The organism is Tenacibaculum sediminilitoris (assembly GCF_964513795.1).
GTDB classification, from domain to species: Bacteria; Bacteroidota; Bacteroidia; order Flavobacteriales; family Flavobacteriaceae; genus Polaribacter; species Polaribacter sediminilitoris.
The window spans coordinates 57,953-84,092 of sequence record NZ_CAZEQR010000050.1; the positions used below are offsets into that span (position 1 = coordinate 57,953).

The window sequence follows — 26,140 nt, forward strand, 5'->3', positions numbered from 1 at the left end:
TTTTGTTTGTATTTGCTAAATTAGGAGCCTAAAACATATACAAACACGTTGGATATCATTAGACAAAACCAACGGAACACTTATACTCTAATGAAAGCAATAGTATATAACAAGAAACACTTACCCTTCAGACTGCAAATCAAAGAGGTTGAAAAACCTATACCCAAGGACAATGAAGTCTTGCTGAAAGTTTCATCAGTATCGTTAAATGCTGCGGACTACCGTTCAATGAAAATGGGAATGATTCCAAAGAAAAGAATATTTGGATCAGCAGTATCTGGCACAATAGAGTTAGTGGGAAAAAACATCAAACATCTGAAATCTGGAGATGAAGTAGTTGGAGACCTCACAGATTTTGGCTTTGGAGGATTAGCAGAATTCGCTGTAGCCCCAGAAAAAGCTTTTATCCACAAACAACCAAACACATCCTTTGAAGATTCTGCAACATTGCCTGTGGCTGCAACAACCGCTCTAAAAGCATTGCGAGATAAAGGCAATATTCAGAAGGGACAAAACGTGCTAATTGTTGGTAGTTCAGGTGGCGTTGGAATCTTTGCATTGCAACTCGCTAAATATTTTGGTGCAAAAGTCACTGCTGTATGTAGCTCTAAAAACATAGAACAATCAACTTCTTTGGGAGCAGATGAAGTAATAGATTATACGAAAGAAGATATTACCAAAGGCAGCATTCGCTACGACCTCATTGTAGCAATCAACGGCAGTTATCCCTTATTAGGATATAGGCGGATTCTTAATTCAAAGGGCATATTTGTTATGGTAGGCGGCACACTACCACAGATATTAAAATCTATTTTTTTTGGTTGGATATTGTCTTTTGGAGGGAAGATAATGAAACCTCTTTTCGCAAAATCTAATCCAAAAGATTTAGAATACGTTGCAAAATTATTGGATCAAGGGAAAATTAGAGCGATCATTCATAAGCGTTATGCCCTTGAAAAGGCAGCAGAAGCAATGGACTATATAAGTAAAGGACACGCACCCGGTAAAGTGATTATAAATATTCAATATAATAATAACGAATACCCAACAAAATCTAAACTGCATTGAAACACAGTTTAGCTAAACCGTTGTGGGTAATGCTGAATTATAGTATTCAAATAACACTTTTTTTCTAAATTAAATTGTACATTGTCCTTAGCAAAACAAGCAATCTATCAATAATGGAAATTAAACACAATGAGCTTAGTTTTCAATTAATGGTTGAAGCTACTCCAACGGCTTTAATTGTTGTTAATAATTATGGAAAAATAGCTTACCTCAATAATTTTTCCGAAAAATTATTTCTTTATAAAAAGAATGAATTGATTGGACAAGATATTGGCATCTTAATCCCTCAAAATAAAAGTTCAAACCATCCTGCTTATATAAAAGAGTTTTTTGTAAATCCCAAAAGCAGACAAATGGGTGAGAATAGGGAGTTATATGCCTTAAAGAAAAATGGTGTCACCTTTCCTGTCGAAATAGGATTAAATCCGTTAGTTACAGTTGATGGAACACTTGTTCTTGCTGCAATTATTGATATATCAGATCGAAAAAAAGCAGATGAACAATTTCGTTTAGTTGTTGAATCAGCACCCAATGCAATGATAATGGTTGATAATCGTGGTCTAATAATAATGATAAACAAACAAACCGAATTACTTTTCGGATATAGTCGAGATGAACTTATTGGTCAAAAAATGGAATTGTTAGTACCAGATAGATTTAAAGAAAACCACTCAAATCACAGAACTAGCTTTTATAAAAAACCTACATCAAGAGCAATGGGAGCTGGAAGAGATCTTTTCGCCCTAAAAAAGGATGGAATAGAAATCCCTATTGAAATTGGACTAAACCTTATTCCAAAAAAGGATAGCCAATTTGTCCTTGCATCAATAATTGACATTACAGAAAGGAAAAAGAATGAAGAAGCTTTCAAAGAATATACAAAAAGCATCGAACATAAGAATCAGGAATTGGAACAGTTTACTTATATAGCATCTCATGATTTAAGTGAACCATTAAATTCTATCCAAGGCCTTATTTCATTAATAATGGATGATGAAGAAAATAATATTGATGAAAACTTGATTGTGAAATTAAATTTTATGGATCAATCAGTAACCCGCATGAAGGAACTTATAAAAGGATTATTAGACTATGCTCGTTTAGGTAAAAATGTAGAATCCGTTGAAGTTGATTTTAACCTACTTGTAAAAAATGTTCTAAGTGATTTAGAGTCTTCAATCAAAAAGCATGAAGCTAATATTATTGTAGAAAACCTGCCAAAAATAAAAGCTTATGAGCTTGAGATTCATTTGTTATTTCAAAATTTAATAAGCAATGCAATTAAATATAGGAATTCAACAATTCCGCCAAAAATCCATATTTCTGCAAAACATGTCAATAACTTATGGCAATTCGCTATAAGAGATAATGGTATAGGTATACCATTAGACCAAAAGGATAAAATATTTCTATTATTTCAGCGCTTGCATGCTCGCAATGAATATTCAGGGGTAGGCATTGGGTTAGCTCATTGTAAAAAAATCGTCGAACTCCATAATGGTAATATATGGGCCGATTCAGAGGTAGGGAAAGGCAGTATATTTTATTTCACTTTAGCTGTTAAATAAATTGACATGAGAAAAATAAAAGGTTTAGATTGTATTTTACTAATTGATGATGAGGAAATAAACAATTATCTCAATATTAAGCTTATAGAGAAATTAAAAATTGATGTTCATGTAGAAGTTGCACTTAATGGTAAACTAGGTTTAGAATATCTTACTTGTTCAGGAAAATATCACTATAATAAATGCTCTCCTCAGCCTGGTTTAATTTTTCTTGACATAAATATGCCATTAATGAATGGCTGGCAGTTTCTTGATGAATATAAAAACCTAAACGAAGATCTAAAAACTCAACACGTAATTGCTATGTTGTCCGCGAGTAATAACCCTGATGATATAAACCGAGCTAATTCAAAAGGAGATTTGGTTGAGTTTATTAATAAACCGCTTACAGTTCAAAAGTTAGAAGAAATCATATACAAGTTTTTTCCACAAGATGCCTAAACATATATTTTACTTAGGCACATACCCACTACAATGTATATACAAAACAGGCGAGATTGTATTAAATTCAGGGGGCATATCCCGCTTTCGAATTATAACGGTTTGATAAGTTTTATGTCCGCAATCGCCTACTTTACATATACTCAACGTTCACAACCACTTTAAAAACTCCTCTCTAGGAATTTCTCTTGCACCTAAACTTGCTAAATGGTCGTTATATACTTGGCAATCGATGAGTTTATAACCACCTTTTTGAGCTAAATGAGTAAAAGTAACTTTACTCATATTGCTTACTTTACTAAACATACTCTCGCCACAAAACACCCCGTTTCCTAAATCTACTCCGTACAAACCTGCTACCAATTTGTCATCCATCCATACTTCAATAGATTTTGCATAGCCTTTGTCGTGAAGGTTTATGTAAGCATCTTCCATTTCATCGGTAATCCAAGTACCTAATTGGTCAAAACGATTAATATGTCGGCAATTAAAAATTACCTCATCAAAAGCTTTGTTTTCTGTTATGGTAAAACCACCTTTTCTCAATACTTGTTTCATCGATTTGGAAATCTTCACTTCCTCAGGAAACAACACCATACGCTCCCATGGAGAATACCAAACAATCGGCTCACCCTCATTAAACCACGGAAAAATCCCATGTTGGTAGGCATACACCAATCGCTCAACCGATAAATCACCGCCCAAAGCCAGTAAACCATCATCAGTAGCCAACTCATACGGAGGAAATTCTATTTTTTCAGAAAGCCAAATCATTCGTTACATTCTTTTTTACAAAAATACTATATCCGTGAACTCAACATAAAAGTTTTATCAATAAAACAAAGTATAGTCGCCATCAGCAAAGTTCACTGGCATTTTCTCAATTTATTCCTAAAACAATGTTAGTCCTAACAAATAAATTACACTGCCTACCACCATTGCTATTAAGGTATAGGGTAAAATTTCTTTTGCCTTTAGTTTTGTAATTCCTAATAAGGGTAATGCCCAAAAAGGCTGTAACATATTGGTTATTTGGTCTCCGTATGCTAGTGCCATAATTGCCTTAGGCAACGGAACCCCTAATTTTAACGCACTTTCTACAACAATAGGCCCTTGTACAACCCATTGCCCTCCTCCACTCGGTACAAAAATATTGACCAAACCAGCACTAAAAAACGTAAATATTGGTAATGTCGTTGCAGTTGCTATCGACACGAAAAAATCAGAAATTAAAATAACCATCCCCGTACTTTTCATCACACCCATAATACCAAAATACAACGGAAACTGAATTAAAATCCCAGAAACATCACTAATCGACTCTCCAACAGCATTGGTAAACTTTTTAAAACTTCCATGAAGAATAATTCCCAACCCAAGCATAAAAAAATTAATTAGGTTAGGCGTAATTTTTAATTGCTGAATATCTGCCCAATAACGATAACCAAATGCTACTAAAATCAAAACACCAAAAGCAATGGCTAACCATTTAGAACTATCTAGTTTTTCTGCTTGGGTAGTTGCTTTTTCATCTGTATGCATTTTATATTCTGGTAAGTGAATCGCTGTAGGATTTGCTTTTTTTCCTAAGAAATAAAAAGTTGCAGATACTGTAATTACCACCACCAAAAAAATCAACAAATTCCACCAACTAAAAATAGTTTGAGAATAATCAATCACATCCGGTATTTGAGCTAAAATCTCATCCGAAGAAACCGATTGCATAATACTTTTTATATGTCCGCTCTCGTTAATTTTTATTGGTGCAGAACCTGAAATTCCTCCATGCCAAACCATCAATCCCATATAACCTGCCGCTCCAATAATTGGATAATTTAGTTTGATATTATGTTGTTGTGCATGTTCTGCTACTTTACGCGCCAACAAAGCTCCAAAGATGAGTCCTAACCCCCAATTAAAAAATGCCACCAACATGGTTGTACAACTTACAATAGCAGCGCTATTTGCAGTATTAGTACAATACTTTGTTACTCTTAAAATTAAATTACTCACAGGTTTACTCAACACCAATACATGCCCTAACACCAAAATCAACATCATTTGGTAGGCGAAAACCAACAATCCGTTAGACCAAATTCCGTTTTCCCAAAATTGTAACACCTCTAAAGAATAATTAACTACTGAGCTCTCTTCTGGTTTTGTAAAAAACAGTGCTAATAAAAGAGTTACCAGTGTTAATAATATGGCGATGGTAAAAGGTGAGGGTAAATATTTTTTAAAAACATTTTCTATAACCTGTGTAATTTTCATAGTGTAGGGTTTGATTTGCTAAAATAATCAAATAGCGATAAATTATTTTAGAACAAGTTTATAGTTATAAGATAAAACTTGAAATATTTCTCTTAATCTACTATAGTATTTAAATCTCATTGAGGGAGTAAATTGTTTTTTTAACTAGCTTTGCAGCATGGTAAAAGAACTTCAATTACGTGTTAATTTAGTAGAAGAACGTAAAGACAATATATTGCAGCTAAAAGCTGCTAAAAAACTAGGTATTAACATTGCTGATATTACTAGTATAAAAGTGTTGCGTAAATCGATTGACGCACGTAAAAAAGAAGTTGTTTTCAACTACAAAGTAGCAGTTTATATTAACGAACCGCAACCTGATACTTCTGACTACATTTTTGAATATAAAGATGTGTCGAATGCCAAAGAAATTCATATTGTAGGTTTTGGTCCTGCGGGAATGTATGCAGCACTTCGTTGTATTGAATTAGGCTACAAACCTATTGTGTTAGAGCGTGGTAAAAATGTACAAGATCGTCGTAGAGATTTACGTGCTATTAACCAATTTCATGAAGTAAACCCAGACTCTAACTATTGTTTTGGTGAAGGTGGTGCCGGTACGTATTCTGACGGGAAGTTATACACTCGAAGTTTAAAACGTGGTGATGTTCGCAAAATATTTGAAAACTTAGTATATCACGGAGCTACCGATCAAATTTTGGTAGATGCGCATCCGCATATTGGAACCAACAAACTTCCGAAAATTATTCAAAACATTCGTGAAACGATTTTAAAACATGGTGGCGAAATTCATTTTGAAACCCGTGTTACCGATTTTGTTGTTAAAAACAATAAACTACAGGCCATACAAGTACAAAATGGTTCTGAAATGGCTGTAAATGCTGTGATTTTAGCTACAGGTCATTCAGCAAGAGACATATACGAACTACTGCATAAAAAAGATATTTTGTTAAAAGCAAAATCGTTTGCTATGGGGGTTCGTGTAGAGCACCCGCAAGAAATCATCGATCAAATTCAGTATAGTTGTTCAGGTCAACGTGATGAGTTATTGCCTGCTGCTGCGTATAGTTTAGTACATCAAGTTGGAAACCGTGGAGTGTATTCATTCTGTATGTGTCCGGGCGGGTTCATCGTTCCTGCAGCAACAGCCAATGGGGAAGTTGTGGTGAACGGAATGTCACCATCGCGTCGTAATAACAAGTTTGCGAACTCTGGTATTGTGGTTGAAATTAATGTAGATAAAGACTTACCGAAGTATGAAAAATATGGAGTTTTAAAAGGCTTACAATATCAAAAAGACTTAGAAAAACTAGCCTTTAACGCTGGAAGAAAAAGTCAAGTTGCCCCAGCACAACGTTTAACAGATTTTGTAGAAGGTAGACTTTCTTCTTCATTAAATGATTCTTCGTATCAACCAGGGTTAAATTCTTCTCCGCTACATTCTTTACTTCCTAAATTAATTGGAAGCAGATTACGTAAAGGTTTTGCTGCTTTCGGACAAAAAATGCATGGGTATTATACTGCGGAAGCAAATATTGTTGGGGTAGAATCTAGAACCTCATCACCTGTAAATATTCCACGAAAAGAAAACTTAGAGCATCCACAAATAAAAGGTCTTTTTCCTTGTGGTGAAGGTGGTGGTTATGCTGGAGGGATTATTTCGGCTGCTATGGATGGGGAACGTTGTGCAGAAGCTGCCATTGAAAACCTATAATAATTAACAAATATTTGTTGGTGTAATTTCTAATTACCTCGTACTTTTGCAGTTCCTAAAATTAGAGGCTTTTTTGCGATGAGTAAAAAGAACAAAAAAAATAATAAAAAGAAAATAGACAAACCGCATTATAAACGTTTACACAACTATTATAATCGCACAGGTTTTTACATGTTTATTTGGGTTAGCTTAAAAAAAGCTTTTTGGCCAATTATAGGGGTAGTTGTTGGATTGTTATTATTTAACAAGTATGTTTACAATATTAATGAAGGCTTACAAAACATGACTGAAACTTTTTCGAGAGTTGGAGTTTTAACCACTTTTTTTATTTCAGAAACTATTTTAGGATTAATTCCACCTGAAATTTTTATTGCTTGGTCTAAAAAAACAGAAGATCCTATTGTAAACCTTTCTATTTTAGCTACATTATCTTACCTAGGTGGGTTATGTGCTTATTTTATAGGAAGAGCTTCTTTAAAAATTAATTCTGTAAGAAACTATTTAGAAGTAAAAATGGCTAAGAACCTTAAAAACACCAGTAAATGGGGAGGTTTTTTAATTTTAGTAGGAGCACTTTTACCGCTTCCTTTTGCTATTAGCTGTTTAACAGCCGGTATGATTAAATACCCTTTTAAAAATGTAGTTTTTGTAGGCTTATTTCGTTTTGCTCGTTTTGCCATTTATGCATGGGCTATTTTTTCGGTAGTAAATTAACTTAAAACAATTATGGGACTAACTAATAACGACATTTTTAAAAAGCTACGTGTAGCACATAAATTAAGGGATACTGATATTATTGAAATTTGTGCTTTAGCAGACTTTAAAGTTTCTAAATCGGAAATTAATGCTATTTTCAGGAAAGAAGATCATCCTAAATATATGGAGTGCGGCGATCAGTTTTTACGTAATTTTTTAAACGGATTAATTATTCACTTAAGGGGTCCAATGCCTGATAAAAAATAACTACACAGTAAGCTATATAATTAAAAAACCTTCTGGTTTAAAAACCGGAAGGTTTTTATTTCCCCTTCAAATTCCACATTCAATAAACACCGAATGATGTTACAAATATATCTTAGTTTCTCGGTGTACAAAAAGGGATGTCTGCAAGTATAAATGTTGTTTTCCGCAAAAAGAAAAAGAGTGCAAAATTTTGCACTCTTTTTTGTATTCTCATTACCTAACTACTCTTAGAAAGGTAAATCATCTGGTTCGTTTGCAGATAAATCTGGAGCTGGCTCAAATTGGTCAGCTGGTGGAATATTTTGAGGAGCTCCTTGTGCAAGGTTTTCAATTCTCCATCCTTGAACAGAATTAAAATACTTTGCTTCTCCTTGTGGATTAATCCACTCTCTTCCTCTTAAATTAATAGAAACCTTTACATCTTGTCCTACTTGATAACTGTTTAATAAATCACATTTATCTTGAACAAACTCAATCATTATCATTTGAGGATATTGCTCATCAGTAGTTACGACCATTTCACGCTTTCTAAACCCATTAGATCCAAATGTTTGCGTTTCGTTAATTAATTTAATTTTCCCTATTACTTCCATTTCTAATCTATTTAATTAAAAGCACCTTCCAAGCGCTTTCTACATCATTATTTTGTAAATACTCTTGTGCAAAAATATGTTTTTTTTCAGTTGAAATCCCCACAAATTGTGAATGTTCTTTTGCAAAGTTATTAACAGTTTCTTCTGTAGGTAGCTGTTCTACATTAGCTAACATACCTAAATTATTCCCAGTTAATACATTACTGTTTCTAATTTCTGTTGGTATTTCATCAACTCCAATTCCTAGTGTAGATAAGGGTTTTGGTATTTCAAAAAAACCATCTCTTGCTCTACTATAATAGCTTCCTCCTGCTCTTGCTACTAAGTCTATTTTGTATTGATCTATACTACCATCTTCTGCCAGTACATCTTCATTTACATGTAGTTTTACTACTTCACATATAATTAAGTTCCCTGCTCCTCCTTCTTTACCTGTATAAATTATGTCTTTCACTTTACATTCAAATTGTACAGGAGACTCAGCTACCCTAAATGGTTTTACTTCATCTGAAGGCAACATAGTAAAGCCTGCTTTTACAAACTCATTTACTCCCTTCGGATACATAGTACTACTTAGCGACATCTGCTGTACAATATCGTAATTTACAATATTAATTACTACCTCTTTGGTTGCTTCTGCATTATCTAAGGTATGTTTCGTTTTGTTTTCTCTTACACTACGTGCTGGAGAAAAAATCATAATTGGAGGGTTTGCTCCAAATACATTAAAAAAGCTAAATGGTGATAAATTTGGGTTTCCTTCGGCGTCAATAGTACTTGCAAAGGCGATAGGTCTTGGAGCTACAGCTCCTAATAAATACCCATGTAATTTAGAAGTTGGTATATCTTTAGGATTAATTGATAACATTCTATATAAATTTATTGTAAATATACTACCTATTTATAAATTTAGTTATTCTATAGAATAGTTTATATTTGATTAATGACTTTTTTTACAAATACTTATTGGGTAAAGCGAATTGCAATTAGTATTTCCTTACTTATCGTTTTATTTATTTTATGGAATACTTATGTATTTTTTCAAAAATTTAAAAAAGATGAACGTGCAAAAATGGAAATTTATGCTACTGCGATTAAAGAAGTTGCATCTAACCCTGATTCTGATGGTAATTTTAATTTGGTAAACAAAGTATACCAAACAATAGAAAATATACCAACTATTTCTATATATGAAAATGGTACTATTAAAGAGTTTAATAATTTAGACACTATCAAATCTAAAGATCCTAAATACCTTCAGAAACAACTTGCTACTATGAAAAATCAAAATGACCCCATTTTGGTTGAGTACTTAAATGTTAAGGAATATATTTACTATCGAAATTCAGATCTTTTATACAAACTAAAATACTATCCACTTGCTTTAGTATTAATATTAGGGTTCTTCCTTACCATTATGTATATGGTCTACAAATCTAATAAAGTTGCTGAACAAAATAAATTGTGGACAGGAATGGCTAAAGAAACGGCACATCAAATAGGAACTCCTCTTTCTTCATTATTAGGTTGGATCGCTATTTTACGTGCTGAAAATATAAGTAGTGAATATGTTGATGAGATTGAAAAAGATGTAAAACGTTTAAACACCATTGCTAATCGTTTTTCTAAAATAGGATCACTTCCTGAGTTAAGACCCTATAACATTGTATCAATTACCAGGGCTGCTTTTGATTATCTAGAAAACAGAAGCTCTAAACAAATTTCTTTCTCTTTTACTTCGGAAGCAGAAGAAATTTGTACCAATCTAAATACCGAGTTATATGGTTGGGTAATAGAAAATTTAATTAAGAACGCCATTGATGCTATGCAAGGCAAAGGAAGTTTATCTGTTAGTATTAATGAAAGCTCTAAAAATGTAAAAATTTTAGTTTCCGATACAGGAAAAGGAATTCCTAGAACACAATTTTCACAGGTATTCACCCCAGGATTCACTACAAAAAAACGCGGTTGGGGACTTGGTTTGTCCCTCTCTAAACGTATTATTGAGGATTACCACAACGGAAGAATACACGTACTAAAATCTGAACTAGGAAAAGGAACTACTTTTGAAGTTTTATTGAATAAGGTTTAAAATTACTACTCTTGTTTAAGATTATTTTATCATCAACTCTGTTGTTACAGTAATTTCTTTTGATGAGTTTTTATCTTTTAATTTAGCCGTTAACTTACATGGATTATTTATCCTTCCTTTAGAAAAGCTAATTTTAACTGCTAATTGGTTTTCTAAGTCTTCAGGAGCAACTCCATCCTCATAAGTACTTAATAGGTTAGGGTTAGAAGTAATTTCACCTCCTTTACTATCTGAAAGTTCAAGTGAAAAAATAGGAAAAACTTTATTCGCACTTAATTCTAAACCTTTTGCTCCCTCAATTATTAAAAAAAATAAATGATCTAGACTTATATTCTTATTAAAAACAGGTTGTTTAAGTGTCTCATTCCACAAATAAATGTTTGTATACTCAATCTTATTACTTGTTATTTTGAGTAAATCGTTTTCTTTTATGGTAAATGGTAATTCATAATTAAATTTCCCATCTCCTTTTTTATCCCATATTTCAACATAAACCTTATACTTTTCATTATTCTGATATGGTAATGATGCTCTAAAATTAGCTTGTAATTTAAGAGGAAAAAGCACTGTTCCATCATTTATGTTTTCAAGTAAATCATGGTTAGAGAGTACTGTATCTTTTTTATTTTTAATAATATACATCGAAAGCCCTGGGAAAGTCTTTTCATCAAATTTTGTTAAACCAGTAACATTATTAAAAACTAAATTTACCTTTTCGCCAAAAACAAATTTATTGCTTTTTTCAACTTCTCCATTAATTTCTATAATTACATCATCAGATCCTACCCCATCTCCTCTTGAATATGCTCCTGTTATTAAATCTTTATTCACTGATTGATTAAATTGACAAGAACTAAATAGTATAGTAAGTATTAATAAAATAGGTATGATAGTTTTCAGCATTATTTTTTCTTATTTGGTCACTTAATGTTAAGTATTTATAATCTCGTTAAAATAATGATAACTCAGTTACTCAAAATTCTTAGCAATTTCTTCTGCAACAGCTACAAACTCTTCATTTGTTAGTTTTTCTTTCTTTACAAAGCGAATATCTTCCATTGTTTGCAATGGAATTAAATGTACATGCACATGAGGTACCTCTAAGCCAATTACACTCATTCCTACGCGTTCACACGGAATTGTTTTTTCAATCGCTTTGGCTACTCTGTAAGAGAAAGACATTAATCCATCATACTCTTCTTTCGATAAGTCAAATAATTTATTTTCTTCACGTTTAGGAATTACCAAGGTATGCCCCTTAGCATTTGGATTGATATCTAAAAAAGCAAAATAGTTTTTATCTTCTGCTATTTTGTATGATGGAATTTCTCCGTTTATAATCTTCGTAAAAACACTTGCCATATTGTTTTATTTAATTTTACAGTAAAAATAAAAAAGAATTCGGGTTTTAGCGATGCCAAAACCCGAATAAATATTTGCTCTTTTATCTTTATTTTTTCTTATCGAGAAATCTCCATAATCTCAAACTTCATAACACCATTAGGTACTTGTATTTCAACCATATCGCCTACTTTTTTTCCTAACAAACCTTTACCTATTGGTGAATTAACAGATAACTTTCCGTTTCTTACATCACTTTCGCTATCTGCAACGAGTGTATAGGTAAACTCCATTCCGTTAACTAAATTTTTAATTTTAACTATTGAATGAATTAAGATTTTTGACATATCTAATTGACTTTCATCAATAACACGAGCATTTGCCACTACATTTTTTAGCTTCGCTATTTTTGTTTCTAATAACGATTGCTCTTCCTTTGCAGCATGGTATTCTGCATTCTCACTTAAATCTCCTTTATCACGAGCATCTGCTATTTCTTGAGAAACACGTGGTCTTTCAACCTGTTCTAAATGCGCCAACTCTTCTTTAAGCTTCTTTAATCCTTCTTCCGTATAATATGATACATTACTCATCTCTTCTCTCTTTTTAAAACCAACTAAATTTATACACTTTTCTTAACGTTTTGTAGAAGTGTATAACTTTTCTTCCTAGAACCCTGTGGGTTAAATTTAAAAATCCCACGCCGTTAGGGATGAGATTGTGTTACAAATGTACAAAATATTTGTAACTTCGTTGCGTTACAATAACAACTTCTATACTAAAAAATGAAAAAAATAGTTTATTTATTTCTTGTTATAATTTGTTTTAACTGTAGTGATAACACTCCTATTAACAATTGTTTTTCTGGAGTAAAGATGAATGCTATTATTGATTTGTCTCTCCCTGAATTTAGTGGTCTATTAGTCCCTGGAGGGGAATCGCAAAACATTATACAAGGAAGAAATGTTTTTATTTTTAGAACAGGAACTTCTGGTTACAAAGCTTTTGATCAACAATGTCCAGAAAGAAATTGTAGCTCTTTAATGACCTTTAACGGAGTAGAAATTAACTGCCCTTGTGATGATAAGAAGTACAATTACCTTTCAGGAGGCACTCCATTAAATGGTGATGGCTGTAATGCGTTAATGTATTTTGTAACTCCTATTAGCAACAATCAGTTAAGAATATCTCGTTAATACTATTTGTACTAACAATTAGATTCTTATTTTTGCAGCAACAACAACACAATTAACACATTTATCGTGAAAAACTACTTTTCTTCAAACTTTAAATTGGGTGTTCTAGGAGGAGGCCAATTAGGAAGAATGTTACTTACAGAAACCCAAAAATTCGATATTTATACTGTTATTCTAGACGGAAATGCTGATGCTCCTTGCGCTCAGATATGTAACGAATTTCATCAAGGAGATTTACTAGATTATGATACTGTTTACAACTTTGGAAAACAAGTAGATTTGTTAACCATAGAAATTGAAAACGTAAATATTGACGCTTTAGACACTTTAGAAGCTGAAGGGTTAACTATTTTTCCGAAGCCTAAAAACTTGAGAACTATTCAAAATAAAGCACATCAAAAAGTGTTTTATCACGACAACAATATACCAACAGCTGATTTTTCGAGATTTACTTCTTTAGAAGAGTTAAAACACGCTATTAGTAACGAAGCGGTTACGTTTCCTTTTGTATGGAAATCTGCTCGATTTGGATATGACGGTAATGGTGTAAAAATAGTTCGTTCTATCAACGATTTAGAAAGTTTACCTACTGATGAATGTATTTCTGAAAAACTAATTCCTTTTAAAAATGAATTAGCAGTCATTGTTGCTAGAAATACAAACGGAGAAACCAAAACCTACCCAGTAGTTGAAATGGAATTTCATCCAGAAGCCAATCAGGTAGAATATGTAATTTGCCCTGCAAGAATTGAAAATACTGTTGCCAAAAAAGCACGCGAAATTGCATTAAAAGTTGCTGATACTTTTGATTTTGTTGGGTTATTAGCTGTGGAAATGTTTCAAACTGAAGATGACAATATCTTAGTAAACGAAGCTGCTCCAAGAACTCACAACTCTGGGCATTATTCTATTGAAGCAAGTTACACCAGTCAATTCGAACAACACTTACGCAGTATTTTAAACCTTCCGTTAGGTAGTACTGAAAGTAAAGTTGCTGGAATCATGGTGAATTTAGTAGGTGCAGAAGGCTATATTGGCGATGTAGTATATGAAAATATTGAAAAAATTTTAAAGATTGATGGAGTAACTCCTCACATCTACGGAAAAAAGACAACCAAACCTTTTCGTAAAATGGGGCACGTAACTATTGTGAATGAAGATATAAATGAAGCGAGAAAAATTGCTCAACAAGTAAAAGAAACTATTAAAGTTATAGCAAAATAACCTCTCGACTACGCTCGAGATGACAAAAATATAAAATTATGGTAGGAATTATCATGGGAAGTGATTCAGATCTTCCAATTATGCAAGAAGCAATTGATATTTTAGAGAGTTTTGATATTCAAGTAGAAGTAGATATTGTGTCTGCACACAGAACTCCTGAAAAACTATTTAATTATGCTAACAATGCACACAAACGCGGAGTACAAGTTATAGTTGCAGGTGCTGGGGGTGCTGCTCATTTACCAGGAATGGTAGCAAGTATGAGTCCGCTACCAGTAATTGGCGTTCCCATAAAAAGCAGAAACTCTATTGATGGTTGGGATTCTGTGTTGTCTATTCTTCAAATGCCAGCTGGTGTTCCTGTGGCTACCGTAGCTTTAGACGGAGCTAAAAATGCAGGTATTTTAGCCGCACAAATTATTGGAGCTTCTGACAAATGTGTGTTAGACAAAATTATCACTTATAAAGAAGGCTTAAAACTGAAAGTTGAAAAAGCTTCTGAAAGAGTAAAAAAATAAGTACCTTAGTACGATATTAACTTGAAGACCTCATAAATTTTTATTTGTGAGGTTTCTTTAATTATTAAAACGAATTTTTCATGACTAAAAATCCACTTTTACAAGATTTTAATACACCTCCTTTTTCTCAAATTAAAGAAGAAGATTATAAACCTGCTATAAAAGAAGCTATACAAATAGCAAAAGATGAAATTAATGCTATTATAGAGAATTCTGAAGCTCCAACTTTTGAAAACACCACCGTTGCTTTAGACAATACAGGTAATAAATTAGATAGAGCAACTTCTATCTTTTTTAACTTAAACTCTGCCGAAACAAATGAAGAAATTCAAAAAATAGCGAAAGATATTTCACCTTGGTTAAGTGAGTTTAGAAACGACATGATTTTAAACGAAGGTTTATTCAAACGTGTAAAAACTGTCTATAATCAATTGTCTGGTTTAAATCTGACTCCTGAGCAAGAAATGTTATTAGACAAGCAATACAAAAGTTTTACGCGTAACGGAGCAAATTTGAATGAAGCTGACAAAGCTGAGCTTCGTAAAATAGATACTGAGTTAGCAAAATTATCGTTACAGTTTGGAGAACATGTATTAGCTGAAACCAATGCTTTTGAATTATTAATCACCAATGAAGATGACTTAGCTGGCTTGCCTGAAAGTGCCAAAGAAGCAGCTAAAGAACTTGCTAGTTCAAAAGACAAAAAGGGTTGGATGATTACCTTAGATTACCCAAGCTATATTCCTTTTATGACCTATGCTGATAATAGAGAATTGAGAAAAAAATTAGCAATCGCTTTTGGTAAAAAAGGGTTTCAACAAAATGAATACAACAATGAGCAAATTGTAAAAGACATTGTAACCTTACGCCACAAACGTGCAAACCTATTAGGTTATAAAACCCACGCTCATTTTGTATTAGAAGAGCGTATGGCTGAAACTCCTGAAAAGGTTATGGAGTTTTTGAATGAACTTTTAGAAAAAGCGAAACCTGCTGCACAACGTGAGTTTGATAATTTAGAGGCCTATGCTAAAAAACTAGACGGGATAGACCAGTTACAAAAATGGGATGGTGCTTACTATTCTGAAAAGCTAAAAAAAGAGTTATTTAACTTAGATCAAGAGTTATTGAAACCTTATTTTAAATTAGAAAATGTAATTAATGGTGTGTTTACTGTGGCTAACAAATTGTACAATTTACAATTTGAAGAAATTGACACTATTGACAAGTATCATGAAGATGTTAAAACCTATGCTGTAACTGATGCTAAAGGTAATTTTGTTTCCTATTTCTATGCAGATTTTCATCCAAGACCAGGAAAACGTAACGGTGCGTGGATGACTTCTTACAAATCACAATACATGAGTAATGATACAAATGAAAGACCGCAAGTCTCTATTGTTTGTAATTTCACTAAACCTACGCAAACCAAACCTTCTTTATTAACTTTTAACGAGGTCACTACCCTATTCCACGAATTTGGTCATGCATTACACGGAATGTTAGCAAATACCACTTATAAAAGCTTATCAGGCACTTCAGTTTCTTGGGATTTTGTGGAATTACCTAGTCAAGTTTTAGAAAACTGGTGTTATGAAAAAGAAGCGTTAGAATTATTTGCAAAACATTACGAAACAGGAGAAGTTATTCCGATGGAATATGTTGAGAAAATTAAAGAATCTGCTAGTTTCCATGAGGGGATGCAGACCTTACGTCAACTAAGTTTTGGATTATTAGATATGTCTTGGCATTCTGGAGATTCTTCTGAAAATATATCTTCAGTGAAAGAATTTGAAACAAATGCTTTTGCTGAAACCAAATTATATCCTGATGTAGCTGAAAACTGTATGAGTACTTCTTTCTCTCATATTTTTCAAGGGGGATACTCAGCTGGATATTACTCTTACAAGTGGGCAGAGGTTTTAGATGCCGATGCTTTTGAATACTTTAAAGAAGAAGGTATTTTTAATAAAGAGGTTGCAGATAAATTTAAAAACAATATATTATCTAAAGGAGGAACAGAAGAGCCTATGGAGTTATACAAACGTTTTAGAGGAAGAGAGCCTAAACCAGATGCTTTATTAAAACGTGCTGGGTTGATTTAATTTATTTATCTTAGCGCCCTTTTAAAAATAATTTATCATGAAAAAAATAATTTACTCCTTAATAGGTTTGTTTATAGTTGGTTGCAGTACATAGTGATTCTATTACCGAATACTATATTAATATTCAAATAGATAAAATACCACAAGAATATGCAAACCAATATAGCTTTATTGTGATTTTAAAATAGCTATTTATTCTAGTAAGGAAGATTATGTTATTAACAAAGATTTTTCTATAAAATCATATGAAAGTTATGATGGTACTGACCTAACCGTAAATTATGATTATAATGGATGAAATATGTTTCTACTTTACCTTCTGGATTAGACTACCCTTACAATCTAAGAAATCCAGGTGGGCTTCATTTCTTTTATGATATAGATACTAAAACCTTATACTTCCATGATTACGCAGCTGAATATTCATTATACAAAAAAAATAATTAAACTTTTATTTAAAAAAACAAGTCTCTTTTTTACGGAAAAATCTTTTTCTGTAAAAAAGAGACTTGTTTTTTTATTCGTTTTCGTTAGTTCAATTTCATTTTCTCAAATTTTAATTAAAGGAAATATACTTTCGGAAACCAATAAACCTTTAGTTGGAGCCTCTGTATACTTTAATAATACCACTATTGGCACCATTACCAACTCTAAAGGTGAGTTTGAGTTAAAAATTAAAGAGGGAAATTACACGTTAATTATTTCTTTTTTAGGCTATAAGACAAAACAACTTTTAATTACTCCACAAAACAACGATGTAAACATTCATATTAAACTTAAAGAAGACAGCAGTATTTTAAATGAGATTGTAATTAAAAAAACAGTTTATGATGATAACTGGAAGCATAATTTAGCACGCTTTAAGCACGCTTTTTTAGGAAGAACAAAACTTGCTGAAACTTGCAAAATTTTAAACGAAAAGGATATACACTTTAATTATAATATTAAAAAAAACACTCTTACAGCATTTACTAAAAAACCACTTAAAATTAAACATCAGGGACTAGGATATATAATTACTTATGATTTAGTTGATTTTACCTTAAAAAATCAAAACCTCTTTTTTAGTGGATTTGCACGTTATGATAACTTACGAAAAAATATTAAAAGGAAATGGAAACAAAACAGGCTTAAAGCCTTTAATGGCTCTCAGATGCACTTTTTAAGAAGTCTAACTTCAAAAAAACTTAAGAAAGATGGTTTTCTAGTAAATCAATTTAAACGAGTGCCTAATCCAGATAGACCTTCTGAAGAAAAAATCAATTTTGCTAGAGAGTATTTCAACCTTTGTAATAAACCAATCAACTTATCTAAAAACATATCTAACCCAAAAACTACTTTAGACAGTGTGATTGTCACTCTTCAAAAAGCTAAACTTCCTAAATATCAAGATTTTTTATACAAAAGAGATGTTGCTTATAAGGATATGATTTCTTATGATAACAAAACGCCATATTTAAGTTTTAAGGATTACTTAATGGTTATTTACACTCTAGAACCTGAAGAAGAAAATTATTTAATAGGAATGTTTGGTAAACGCAAAAAACCTAGTGGCGTACAAACCTCAAATATTGTTTTATTAGAAGGAAAAGCTCAGATAGATAAATCAGGAGTTCTTATCAACCCAAATGCCATATTTAATGAAGGGTATTGGGGATTTGAAGCTTTTGCTAATATGTTACCTTTAGATTATAAACCTTCTTCTAACTAGCTCTTATTTTTTTCCTCAATCCACTTGCTCATGAATTTTGTAGCCTGTAAGGTTTGATGTTGTAACAAACTTCCCAAAAAATTTTGTGTACGATGTGTGTCAAGATTATCTTGAATTTCATTTAACCTACTCATAAAAGAAGTAACTAATCTTTCTTTATTATATATCGAATTGATAATTGTAATACCTTTTAATTGAGACTTTTTCCAAAGAATATCATAAGTATATAGTTCTATCGCTTTACTGACAAATTCCTCTAAATCGTTCTCTATAAATCCATTCCAAGGTAAGTTAGCATGCATTCCTTCTGAGCCCATAGAGGTAGTAACACTTGGAGTTCCACACTCCATCGCTTCAGTTAACTTACCTTTAATTCCCGCTCCAAAACGAATTGGTGCTAATACTACTCTTGCTTTTTTAACTACTTCGAGCGCATCTTCTGCAAAACCTTTAACTATAAATCCTTCTTTTGATTTATGTAATTGCTGAATTTGTTGCGTAGCATAGGCTCCGTAAATATGTAACTCTGCTTCAGGTAATTTTCTCCTTATCGTTTTCCAAATTGCTTTTAATTGTAAAACGGCATCGACATTTGGAGCATGAAAAAAGTTCCCAACAAACACAAAATGTTCTCGTTCTTCAAAAGACTTCCAATTCTGAATAGCTTCGGTATCTATTTTATCCAACAAAAAAGGTAAATGATATAACAAAGCTTCATCAATCTTAAAAACTTCTTTCAAGAGTTGGATTTCGTATGTTGAAATAATCAAACTCATATCACAACGTAAAATAGCAGCAATTTCTCTCTTAGCTTCATCTGACTTCAATAGAGCTTTTGTTGAAAATTGTTTTCCTTTTTTTAATTGTTGATGACGTGTTTTGCGTAAAAAGTGTAAATCTTCTGTATCTAAAACCCGTAAAGCTTTCGGACAATGTTCTGCAACACGCCAACCGAATTGTTCTTCCATCATAAAACGATCGAACAACACAATATCAGGTTGCAGTTCTTTAACAAAATCATCAAAAGAGCTTGAATTCAATTCAATCGATTGCTCTTGAACTCCTAACTTTGATAAGTTTAAAGAATTTTCAGTTTTTTGAGCAGGAGTTGCAAAAGTGATGGTATAGTTTTCGTTTTTAAAAACGTTGAGCAACTGTAACATTCGGTTACCAGCTCCGGTAGTTTTTTCTATCCAAACATACCCAATTATTAAAAGTTGTTGCATTAATTTTTAGTTCGCTAACTATATTTTATACTTACTTTGTACACTTTTAGCCCAGTTAATTACTTGCTCAACTTCTTCTTTAGTTAAACGAGCATCGGCATGTGTCCAAGTATATGAATCTAATGGCATTTTTCCTTTTTCTACTTCCTCCCAAACTTCTTTCATCTTATGTTCTTTTCTTTTTAGAGAATAGGTAGCCCATTCAGAAAAATTTAATTCTTCTTTTCCGTGATTTACATGATCCGCCAACCAATAATTTACTGGTGTAATACTACTATACCAAGGATAACGGGTTGAATTACTATGACAATCAAAACATGCTGTTTTTAGTGTTTTATGTACTTGATTATTTGGTTTAGTCTCTTTTATAAAAGGCTCAACTGTAGTTATTTCTCCTTCATTTTTTTCTGGCTGAAAAAATTGTGCTATTACCAATAGTATTAGTAATAACCCTATAATTTTTTTGAAAATTTTCATACAACGAATTTAAGTTTTAAAGATATGAAAACTAATTTTATCGACAAATAATTGTACTTTTGTACCTCATTATTTATGAAAAAATAAAACACAACTCATGAAATACGATTTAATCGTTATTGGTTCTGGTCCAGGAGGGTACATTGCTGCTATCAGAGCCGCTCAATTAGGTTCTAAAGTTGCAATTATCGAAAAATACTCAACTTTAGGTGGAACTTGTTTAAATGTTGGATGTATTCCTTCAAAAGCTTTATTAGATTCTTCTCATCATTACTATGATGCAGTAAATCATTTCGAAGAGCATGGTATCTCTGTTGAGAAGCCTTCTTTTGACTTCGGAAAAATGGTAGCTCGTAAAGCAAATGTAGTAGAAACTACTACAGGAGGTATCAAATATTTAATGGATAAAAATAATATTGAAGTTTACGAAGGTTTAGGATCTTTTGAAGATGCTACTCACGTAAAAATCACTAAAAATGATGGTGCTGAAGAAGTAATTGAAGGTACCAACATTATTATAGCTACTGGTTCTAAACCATCTTCTTTACCTTTTATTACCATAGATAAAGAACGGGTAATAACTTCTACTGAAGCTTTAAAACTTCCTGAAGTTCCTAAACACTTATTAGTAATTGGTGGTGGTGTTATCGGTTTAGAGTTAGGGTCAGTTTACAAGCGTTTAGGTGCTGAAGTAACTGTTATCGAATTTATGCCTGCAATTACTCCTACTATGGATAAAGATGTTTCTAAAGAGCTTACTAAAGTTTTAAAGAAGCAAGGTATGAAAATCAATACTAGTCACGGTGTGACTTCTGTTGAAAGAAATGGTGATGAAGTAGTGGTAAAAGCTACCAATAAAAAAGGTGAAGAGGTTACTTTTACTGGTGATTACTGTTTAGTTTCAGTGGGTCGTCGTCCGTATACTGAAGGATTAGCTTTAGAAAAAGCGGGTGTAAAAGTTACTGAAAGAGGAATGGTTGAAGTAAATAATCATTTACAAACTAACGTTGCTAACATTTATGCAATTGGTGATGTAGTTCGTGGAGCTATGTTAGCGCATAAAGCAGAAGAAGAAGGTGTTGTGGTTGCTGAATATTTAGCTGGACAAAAACCTCATATTGACTATAACTTAATTCCTGGAATCGTTTATACATGGCCAGAAGTAGCGGCTGTTGGTAAAACTGAACAAGAATTAAAAGATGCTGGTGTTGATTATAAGTCTGGAAAATTCTCAATGCGTGCATTAGGACGTTCTCGTGCAAGTGGAGATTTAGACGGATTTGTAAAAGTATTAGCTGATAAAAATACTGATGAAATATTAGGGGTTCACATGGTAGGTGCTCGTGTTGCTGACTTAATTATGGAAGCAGCTGTAGCAATGGAATACAGAGCTTCTGCGGAAGATTTAGCTCGTATATGTCATGGACATCCAACCTACTCTGAAGCTGTAAAAGAAGCAGCAAAAGCAGCTTGGGATGGACAACCATTAAACGCTTAATAAAAAGTTTTAAAACATATTTTAAAAGGCAATCTCATTTGAGGTTGCTTTTTTAACTTTATATAATATCTTATTTCTATTTTAACTATGGTTGAATTTAAAAAAGTAACAAAGCTTCCAAATTTTTCACATCAGCTTGACAATAAAATATTATATTCTGAACATAATGAAGATATTGAAGTAAATTATAAATCTACCTATACATTAAAATATGTTATTGAAGGCTCTAAGTGCTATAATCTCAATAATAAAGACATTCATGTTTCTTCTGGACAATATTTAATCTTAAACGATAATAATATTAACACTAAAGCCTTTCAAGGCACTAAAGGGTTTTCTCTTTTCTTATCTCATCAATTAATATCAGAGATATACAACAACTTGTATTCTAGTAGTAATTATTCTTTAGATTTTTTTGAGTTCCCACAATCAAGTTACAACAGTGAAGTTGGTAATCAGCTATATAAAACAATCTTTCTTTTTAACAATAATCCTTCTGTTTTTAAACTTCAAATGCACGATTTGTTTATTAAGCTTTCCGAAGTTGTAATTAAAGAACAAGTAGATTTAGAAAAGAGGTTTTCTGAATTAAAAATCATTAAATACAATACAAAAAAAGAAATTTTCAAACATGTTATTTCTACTAAAGAATTTATAAATGATAATTTTAATCTTAAAGTTACATTAGAAAAATTAAGTACAAGTATTGGTGTTAGTAAATATTATCTGCATAGATTATTTAGTGAGGTAACAGGAAATACTCCTTTAGAATATTTGACTTTTGTCCGTTTAAAAAATGCGCAGCAACAATTAGAACATTCAAAAAAATCTGTTTTTGAAATTGCTATTGATTGTGGTTTTGACAATACTCCGTACTTTTCAAATATTTTCAAAAGTTATTTTGGAATTTCCCCTACTACTTATAGGAAAAACAAAATCAGCAAGATTTTATAAATCTCACTTTACAAGCTTAGTTATTTTTGTTATAAAGAGAATAACTTATGTTAAAAAGAATAGCTCATATTACTGACTCACATTTAGATGAGAAACTACCTAAAGAAAATAAAATTTCTACAAGAAATAGATTAAGTAATGTTCTACAGGATATTTTAAAACAAGGTATTAAAGAAATTGTATGTACTGGGGATATCGGTGAAAATAATAGCTTAGATTTCTTCTTTACTCAATGTAATGGTTTTAATCTATCTGTCACACTAGGCAACCATGACTCTTTAAGAAAAGTTCAAAAATATTTAAATTATGAAAAGACAAAAGAGCCCAACAAACTATATTATAGCCGACAAGAATTACATCGAAAATACATTTACTTAGATTCTTCATCGGGTCAAATTGATAATAGTCAATTTGCTTGGTTAAAAAGAGAACTCGTTAGTTCTACACCTATTATTATTTTTATACATCATCCAATACTTGGTCTACCCTTAAAAGTAGATGAGATTGGTTGTTTAAGAAATAGAGAAGATGTTTTATCATTACTTTCCATACAACCCTACATGATTACTATTTTTTGTGGTCATTATCATATGGATAGTTTCATTTCTTATAAAAATATTGAACAGTATATCACACCAGCAGTATCATTTCAAATTAAAAGCTCCAGCTGCTCTATAAAAATTGATAGTGAAACTTATGGCTATAGGATAATACATATTGATAACAACAAGGTTACATCTAAAACACAGCTATTTTATGAGTCAAACTAAAAAACAATCTTTAATAGAAAGCATCATTAATGTATCAATTGGCTTTTTTATAACTATACTTTCTTTAAACATTATCTTCCCTATTCTTGGAATAGAAAGTAATTCTAAGAAAAACATTGTTTTAACCTTTTATTTTACACTACTAAGTATTATAAGAAACTATATAATTAGAAGGTTTTTTAACAAAAAAAACCGAACTAATTAGAGCTCGGTTTTATATTTGTATGACGTTATTTTTTATTGAATTCCGTAGAAAGAACTCATGTTATCTTCAATATTAGACGCTTTTTTAACCGCCTCATACATTTGAAATGTTTTATTCTTTCTTTCGTTAGCAATACGCTTTCTGTAAGTATCGTAATTAGGTAACGCTGTTGGTAACTCTTTCTTTTCAACAACAAAGGCAAATACACCTTTATCTCCTACTACATTTTTAACTACTTCGTTCTCTTTTGCGTTGATCATTGCTCCTACTACTTTTGGTTCAAAACCTACACCAGAAATTGTTGGTGATTGTAAGTTTACATCGGTAGCAACTCTTACTGTTTGACTTACAGATTTAGCAATTTCATCTAATGTTGAACCACTCATTTTGTCTTCAATCATTTTTGCTTTACGCTCATTTATTAAAATAGGACGAACGGTTGCAGTTGCTTTATCAGCTGGCATTAATCCTTTTTCAGTTTTTGTAGTTAACACAGCTACTACATATCCACCTTCAACATCAAAGCGTTTAAAGTCTCCTACTTTTACCTCTTTATCAAATGCCCAAGTAATAATTTGTCTTTCATTTCCTATACCTGGTACACTTTCATCTAAAGACTTTAATCCAACAGCTGGTAATGATTTTAAATTCTTTTCTTTTACAGATTCTTCAAATTCTTTTCCATTAGCTAGCTCTAAAGCAAATGTTTCTGCATTTTGGAATACTGTATTTTCTGTTTCTTCTGAAGCTTCTATTTTACGACCAAAAGTTACTAATTTAACAACTGGTTGGAAGTTCTTTTGCCCATCAATTTTAATTACGTGGAATCCGAATTGAGATTTTACAACGCCTATGTCTCCTTCTTTACCTTCAAAAACAAAGTCTCTAAATGAAGGCACCATTCTGTTATAGGCAAACCAATCGTAGAATCCTCCTTTTTCAGCAGAACCTTGGTCTGATGACATTTCTTTAGCTAAGTTTGCAAACTTAGACTTATCAGCCTTTACAACTGCTAATAAACTATCTGCTGTTTTCTTAGCTTCTTCTTCTGTTTGAACAACTGTTTCATCAGCACTGGTAGAACCAACAAAAGGAATTAAAATATGACTTGCTTGTGCAGAGTCAGGTAATTGTTTTACCTCAGTAATTTTAGATAACTTAAAGAGTCCTGCATCTTTATATGGTCCAAAAACATCTCCTTCTTTACCATTAAAAACTTCTTCTGCGATTACTTGAGAAACTTGAACTTTAAACTTATAGTTATTATCTAAAGCCAAATCAGAACTATTTTCTTCTAAAAACTCACTATAGTTTGTAGTATTCTTTAATCCTTTAACAGTAGTGTTATTTACTTCCGAATCTTCGATTAACTTTGCTACTTCTTCTTTAATAGCTGCCTCATCTTCTGATGTTGGCTCTATATCAAACTTTACAAAGTTAATATCTCTTGATGCTTCTACCTGAAATGCATCTTGATGCTTGTTTATATAGTTTTCTACATCGCTCTTTCTTAATGTTACTAAACTATCTGCTATTGTAGCGTATGGTACGTATACGTATTTACCAGATACTTTAGTATTTTCTATTAGGTAATTAGATTCTCCTTCTTTTAAAGAAGCTCCTAAACCAGCTGCCACTAAGTTATCGTATGTTGTTTTTTCAATATTACTTTGTAAAGAAGCCATATAGTTTTGCCATGCAGCCCACTCTTGTCCGTTTTCTTCTTTAATGGTTGCTAAATGTTCTTTTAATTTATTTTTATCAAAAATACCTGAAGTTTGGAATCTTGAATCACCTTGGATAGATGGAGATTCATACAAGGCATTTAAAATATCTGCATCACCTACTGTGATTCCAGCTTCTTCTAATTGCTTTTTATATATTTTTTGACGAATTAAGTTATTCCAAACAGTTTTTGCTGCTTGCATTTCTGAAACTCTATTTCCAGTTTGTGTTTTGTAAGCTTCTAGAGCTTCTGCAAACTCTTGACGAGAAATGGTTTCTCCATTAACTTCACCTATTTCGTTCACTTTACTTGCACTAAAAAAGTCTGATATTGTAGAAGGGTCTAATACAAATGCAAAAAGTGCTAAACCAATTACAAGAATTAAGAACATTGAGCGTTCTCTAATTTTCGATAAAATTGCCATACGTCATTTATTTTATTAACAGTCAGCGAAAATACAATTTCACATTAAATAATGC

26 protein-coding genes are annotated in these 26,140 nt (G+C 32.0%); 16 read left to right on the forward strand and 10 right to left on the reverse strand.

Annotated elements, in window-relative coordinates; all coding sequences use genetic code 11:
- The first annotated feature begins 90 nt into the window (after window positions 1-90).
- From ACKTSW_RS13180 to ACKTSW_RS13190, 3 genes are all read left to right on the forward strand, one after another.
- Complete coding sequence (locus ACKTSW_RS13180) at window positions 91-1,068, forward strand: NAD(P)-dependent alcohol dehydrogenase (protein WP_408025717.1); 978 nt, start codon at window positions 91-93, stop codon at window positions 1,066-1,068.
- Window positions 1,069-1,181: 113 nt separating this feature from the next.
- Window positions 1,182-2,636 carry a PAS domain-containing sensor histidine kinase gene (locus ACKTSW_RS13185; protein WP_408025718.1) on the forward strand — a complete coding sequence of 485 codons (1,455 nt, stop codon included), beginning with the start codon at window positions 1,182-1,184 and terminating at the stop codon, window positions 2,634-2,636.
- A 6-nt stretch (window positions 2,637-2,642) separates the two neighbouring features.
- A complete protein-coding gene (locus tag ACKTSW_RS13190; protein WP_408025719.1) occupies window positions 2,643-3,077 on the forward strand; it encodes a response regulator in 435 nt (144 codons plus the stop codon).
- 150 nt (window positions 3,078-3,227) lie between these two features.
- On the opposite strand, the gene aat is transcribed toward ACKTSW_RS13190, so the two are convergent.
- Together aat and ACKTSW_RS13200 are read right to left on the reverse strand one after the other, a co-directional pair.
- On the reverse strand, window positions 3,228-3,851 hold the full coding sequence (gene aat, locus ACKTSW_RS13195; protein ID WP_408025720.1) for a leucyl/phenylalanyl-tRNA--protein transferase: 624 nt from the start codon (window positions 3,849-3,851) through the stop codon (window positions 3,228-3,230).
- Window positions 3,852-3,968: 117 nt separating this feature from the next.
- Complete coding sequence (locus tag ACKTSW_RS13200; protein ID WP_408025721.1) at window positions 3,969-5,348, reverse strand: short-chain fatty acid transporter; 1,380 nt, start codon at window positions 5,346-5,348, stop codon at window positions 3,969-3,971.
- 157 nt (window positions 5,349-5,505) lie between these two features.
- Between ACKTSW_RS13200 and ACKTSW_RS13205 the strand changes: the two genes are divergently transcribed.
- The 3 genes from ACKTSW_RS13205 to ACKTSW_RS13215 all read left to right on the forward strand — a co-directional run bounded on the left by ACKTSW_RS13205 (window position 5,506) and on the right by ACKTSW_RS13215 (window position 8,025).
- A complete protein-coding gene (locus tag ACKTSW_RS13205) occupies window positions 5,506-7,062 on the forward strand; it encodes an NAD(P)/FAD-dependent oxidoreductase (protein ID WP_408025722.1) in 1,557 nt (518 codons plus the stop codon).
- Between the two features lie 78 nt (window positions 7,063-7,140).
- Entirely contained in the window at window positions 7,141-7,776 is a 636-nt protein-coding gene (locus ACKTSW_RS13210; RefSeq protein ID WP_408025723.1) for a YqaA family protein, read from the forward strand.
- 12 nt (window positions 7,777-7,788) lie between these two features.
- Window positions 7,789-8,025 (forward strand): DUF1456 family protein, encoded by a 237-nt coding sequence (locus ACKTSW_RS13215; RefSeq protein ID WP_408025724.1) that lies wholly within the window; start codon window positions 7,789-7,791, stop codon window positions 8,023-8,025.
- Window positions 8,026-8,252: 227 nt separating this feature from the next.
- Here ACKTSW_RS13215 and ACKTSW_RS13220 read toward each other — a convergent pair whose 3' ends face one another.
- The gene (locus ACKTSW_RS13220) at window positions 8,253-8,618 is read right to left on the reverse strand and encodes a DUF3127 domain-containing protein (RefSeq protein WP_408025725.1); all 366 of its coding nucleotides are present in this window, start codon (window positions 8,616-8,618) and stop codon (window positions 8,253-8,255) included.
- A 7-nt stretch (window positions 8,619-8,625) separates the two neighbouring features.
- Entirely contained in the window at window positions 8,626-9,486 is an 861-nt protein-coding gene (locus ACKTSW_RS13225; protein WP_408025726.1) for a flavin reductase family protein, read from the reverse strand.
- Window positions 9,487-9,561: 75 nt separating this feature from the next.
- Here ACKTSW_RS13225 and ACKTSW_RS13230 point away from each other — a divergent pair, with 75 nt between their 5' ends.
- Window positions 9,562-10,710, forward strand: coding sequence for a sensor histidine kinase (locus ACKTSW_RS13230; protein ID WP_408025727.1), 1,149 nt, complete (start codon window positions 9,562-9,564; stop codon window positions 10,708-10,710).
- A 21-nt stretch (window positions 10,711-10,731) separates the two neighbouring features.
- Here the strand turns inward: ACKTSW_RS13230 and ACKTSW_RS13235 are convergent, their stop codons facing one another.
- From ACKTSW_RS13235 to greA, 3 genes are all read right to left on the reverse strand, one after another.
- Entirely contained in the window at window positions 10,732-11,613 is an 882-nt protein-coding gene (locus ACKTSW_RS13235; RefSeq protein ID WP_408025728.1) for a hypothetical protein, read from the reverse strand.
- 66 nt (window positions 11,614-11,679) lie between these two features.
- Complete coding sequence (locus ACKTSW_RS13240) at window positions 11,680-12,072, reverse strand: HIT family protein (protein ID WP_408025729.1); 393 nt, start codon at window positions 12,070-12,072, stop codon at window positions 11,680-11,682.
- A 98-nt stretch (window positions 12,073-12,170) separates the two neighbouring features.
- Entirely contained in the window at window positions 12,171-12,644 is a 474-nt protein-coding gene (gene greA, locus ACKTSW_RS13245; RefSeq protein ID WP_408025730.1) for a transcription elongation factor GreA, read from the reverse strand.
- A gap of 192 nt (window positions 12,645-12,836) precedes the next feature.
- On the opposite strand from greA, the gene ACKTSW_RS13250 reads away from it, so the two are divergent.
- The 5 genes from ACKTSW_RS13250 to ACKTSW_RS13270 all read left to right on the forward strand — a co-directional run bounded on the left by ACKTSW_RS13250 (window position 12,837) and on the right by ACKTSW_RS13270 (window position 18,805).
- Window positions 12,837-13,247, forward strand: coding sequence for a Rieske (2Fe-2S) protein (locus tag ACKTSW_RS13250; protein WP_408025731.1), 411 nt, complete (start codon window positions 12,837-12,839; stop codon window positions 13,245-13,247).
- 66 nt (window positions 13,248-13,313) lie between these two features.
- Window positions 13,314-14,471, forward strand: coding sequence for a 5-(carboxyamino)imidazole ribonucleotide synthase (locus ACKTSW_RS13255; RefSeq protein ID WP_408025732.1), 1,158 nt, complete (start codon window positions 13,314-13,316; stop codon window positions 14,469-14,471).
- 38 nt (window positions 14,472-14,509) lie between these two features.
- The gene (gene purE / locus ACKTSW_RS13260; RefSeq protein WP_408025733.1) at window positions 14,510-14,989 is read left to right on the forward strand and encodes a 5-(carboxyamino)imidazole ribonucleotide mutase; all 480 of its coding nucleotides are present in this window, start codon (window positions 14,510-14,512) and stop codon (window positions 14,987-14,989) included.
- A gap of 80 nt (window positions 14,990-15,069) precedes the next feature.
- Window positions 15,070-17,094, forward strand: a complete 2,025-nt coding sequence (locus ACKTSW_RS13265; protein WP_408025734.1) for a M3 family metallopeptidase — start codon at window positions 15,070-15,072, stop codon at window positions 17,092-17,094.
- A 403-nt stretch (window positions 17,095-17,497) separates the two neighbouring features.
- The gene (locus ACKTSW_RS13270; RefSeq protein WP_408025735.1) at window positions 17,498-18,805 is read left to right on the forward strand and encodes a carboxypeptidase-like regulatory domain-containing protein; all 1,308 of its coding nucleotides are present in this window, start codon (window positions 17,498-17,500) and stop codon (window positions 18,803-18,805) included.
- On the opposite strand, the gene ACKTSW_RS13275 is transcribed toward ACKTSW_RS13270, so the two are convergent.
- Together ACKTSW_RS13275 and ACKTSW_RS13280 are read right to left on the reverse strand one after the other, a co-directional pair.
- Complete coding sequence (locus tag ACKTSW_RS13275; protein WP_408025736.1) at window positions 18,802-20,031, reverse strand: glycosyltransferase; 1,230 nt, start codon at window positions 20,029-20,031, stop codon at window positions 18,802-18,804. The two genes, ACKTSW_RS13270 and ACKTSW_RS13275, sit on opposite strands and share 4 nt — an antisense overlap.
- 18 nt (window positions 20,032-20,049) lie before the next feature.
- The gene (locus ACKTSW_RS13280) at window positions 20,050-20,508 is read right to left on the reverse strand and encodes a heme-binding domain-containing protein (protein ID WP_408025737.1); all 459 of its coding nucleotides are present in this window, start codon (window positions 20,506-20,508) and stop codon (window positions 20,050-20,052) included.
- A gap of 97 nt (window positions 20,509-20,605) precedes the next feature.
- Here ACKTSW_RS13280 and lpdA point away from each other — a divergent pair, with 97 nt between their 5' ends.
- The 4 genes from lpdA (at window position 20,606) to ACKTSW_RS14355 (ending at window position 23,935) form a co-directional block, all read left to right on the forward strand.
- Complete coding sequence (gene lpdA / locus ACKTSW_RS13285) at window positions 20,606-22,006, forward strand: dihydrolipoyl dehydrogenase (protein ID WP_408025738.1); 1,401 nt, start codon at window positions 20,606-20,608, stop codon at window positions 22,004-22,006.
- Window positions 22,007-22,093: 87 nt separating this feature from the next.
- Window positions 22,094-22,960 carry a helix-turn-helix transcriptional regulator gene (locus ACKTSW_RS13290; RefSeq protein ID WP_408025739.1) on the forward strand — a complete coding sequence of 289 codons (867 nt, stop codon included), beginning with the start codon at window positions 22,094-22,096 and terminating at the stop codon, window positions 22,958-22,960.
- A gap of 47 nt (window positions 22,961-23,007) precedes the next feature.
- On the forward strand, window positions 23,008-23,730 hold the full coding sequence (locus ACKTSW_RS13295) for a metallophosphoesterase family protein (protein ID WP_408025740.1): 723 nt from the start codon (window positions 23,008-23,010) through the stop codon (window positions 23,728-23,730).
- Window positions 23,717-23,935 (forward strand): DUF7220 family protein, encoded by a 219-nt coding sequence (locus tag ACKTSW_RS14355; protein ID WP_456243488.1) that lies wholly within the window; start codon window positions 23,717-23,719, stop codon window positions 23,933-23,935. The genes ACKTSW_RS13295 and ACKTSW_RS14355 overlap by 14 nt, the downstream gene beginning before the upstream one ends.
- Before the next feature lie 32 nt (window positions 23,936-23,967).
- On the opposite strand, the gene ACKTSW_RS13300 is transcribed toward ACKTSW_RS14355, so the two are convergent.
- Window positions 23,968-26,085 carry a peptidylprolyl isomerase gene (locus ACKTSW_RS13300; RefSeq protein WP_408025741.1) on the reverse strand — a complete coding sequence of 706 codons (2,118 nt, stop codon included), beginning with the start codon at window positions 26,083-26,085 and terminating at the stop codon, window positions 23,968-23,970.
- Window positions 26,086-26,140 lie beyond the last annotated feature (55 nt).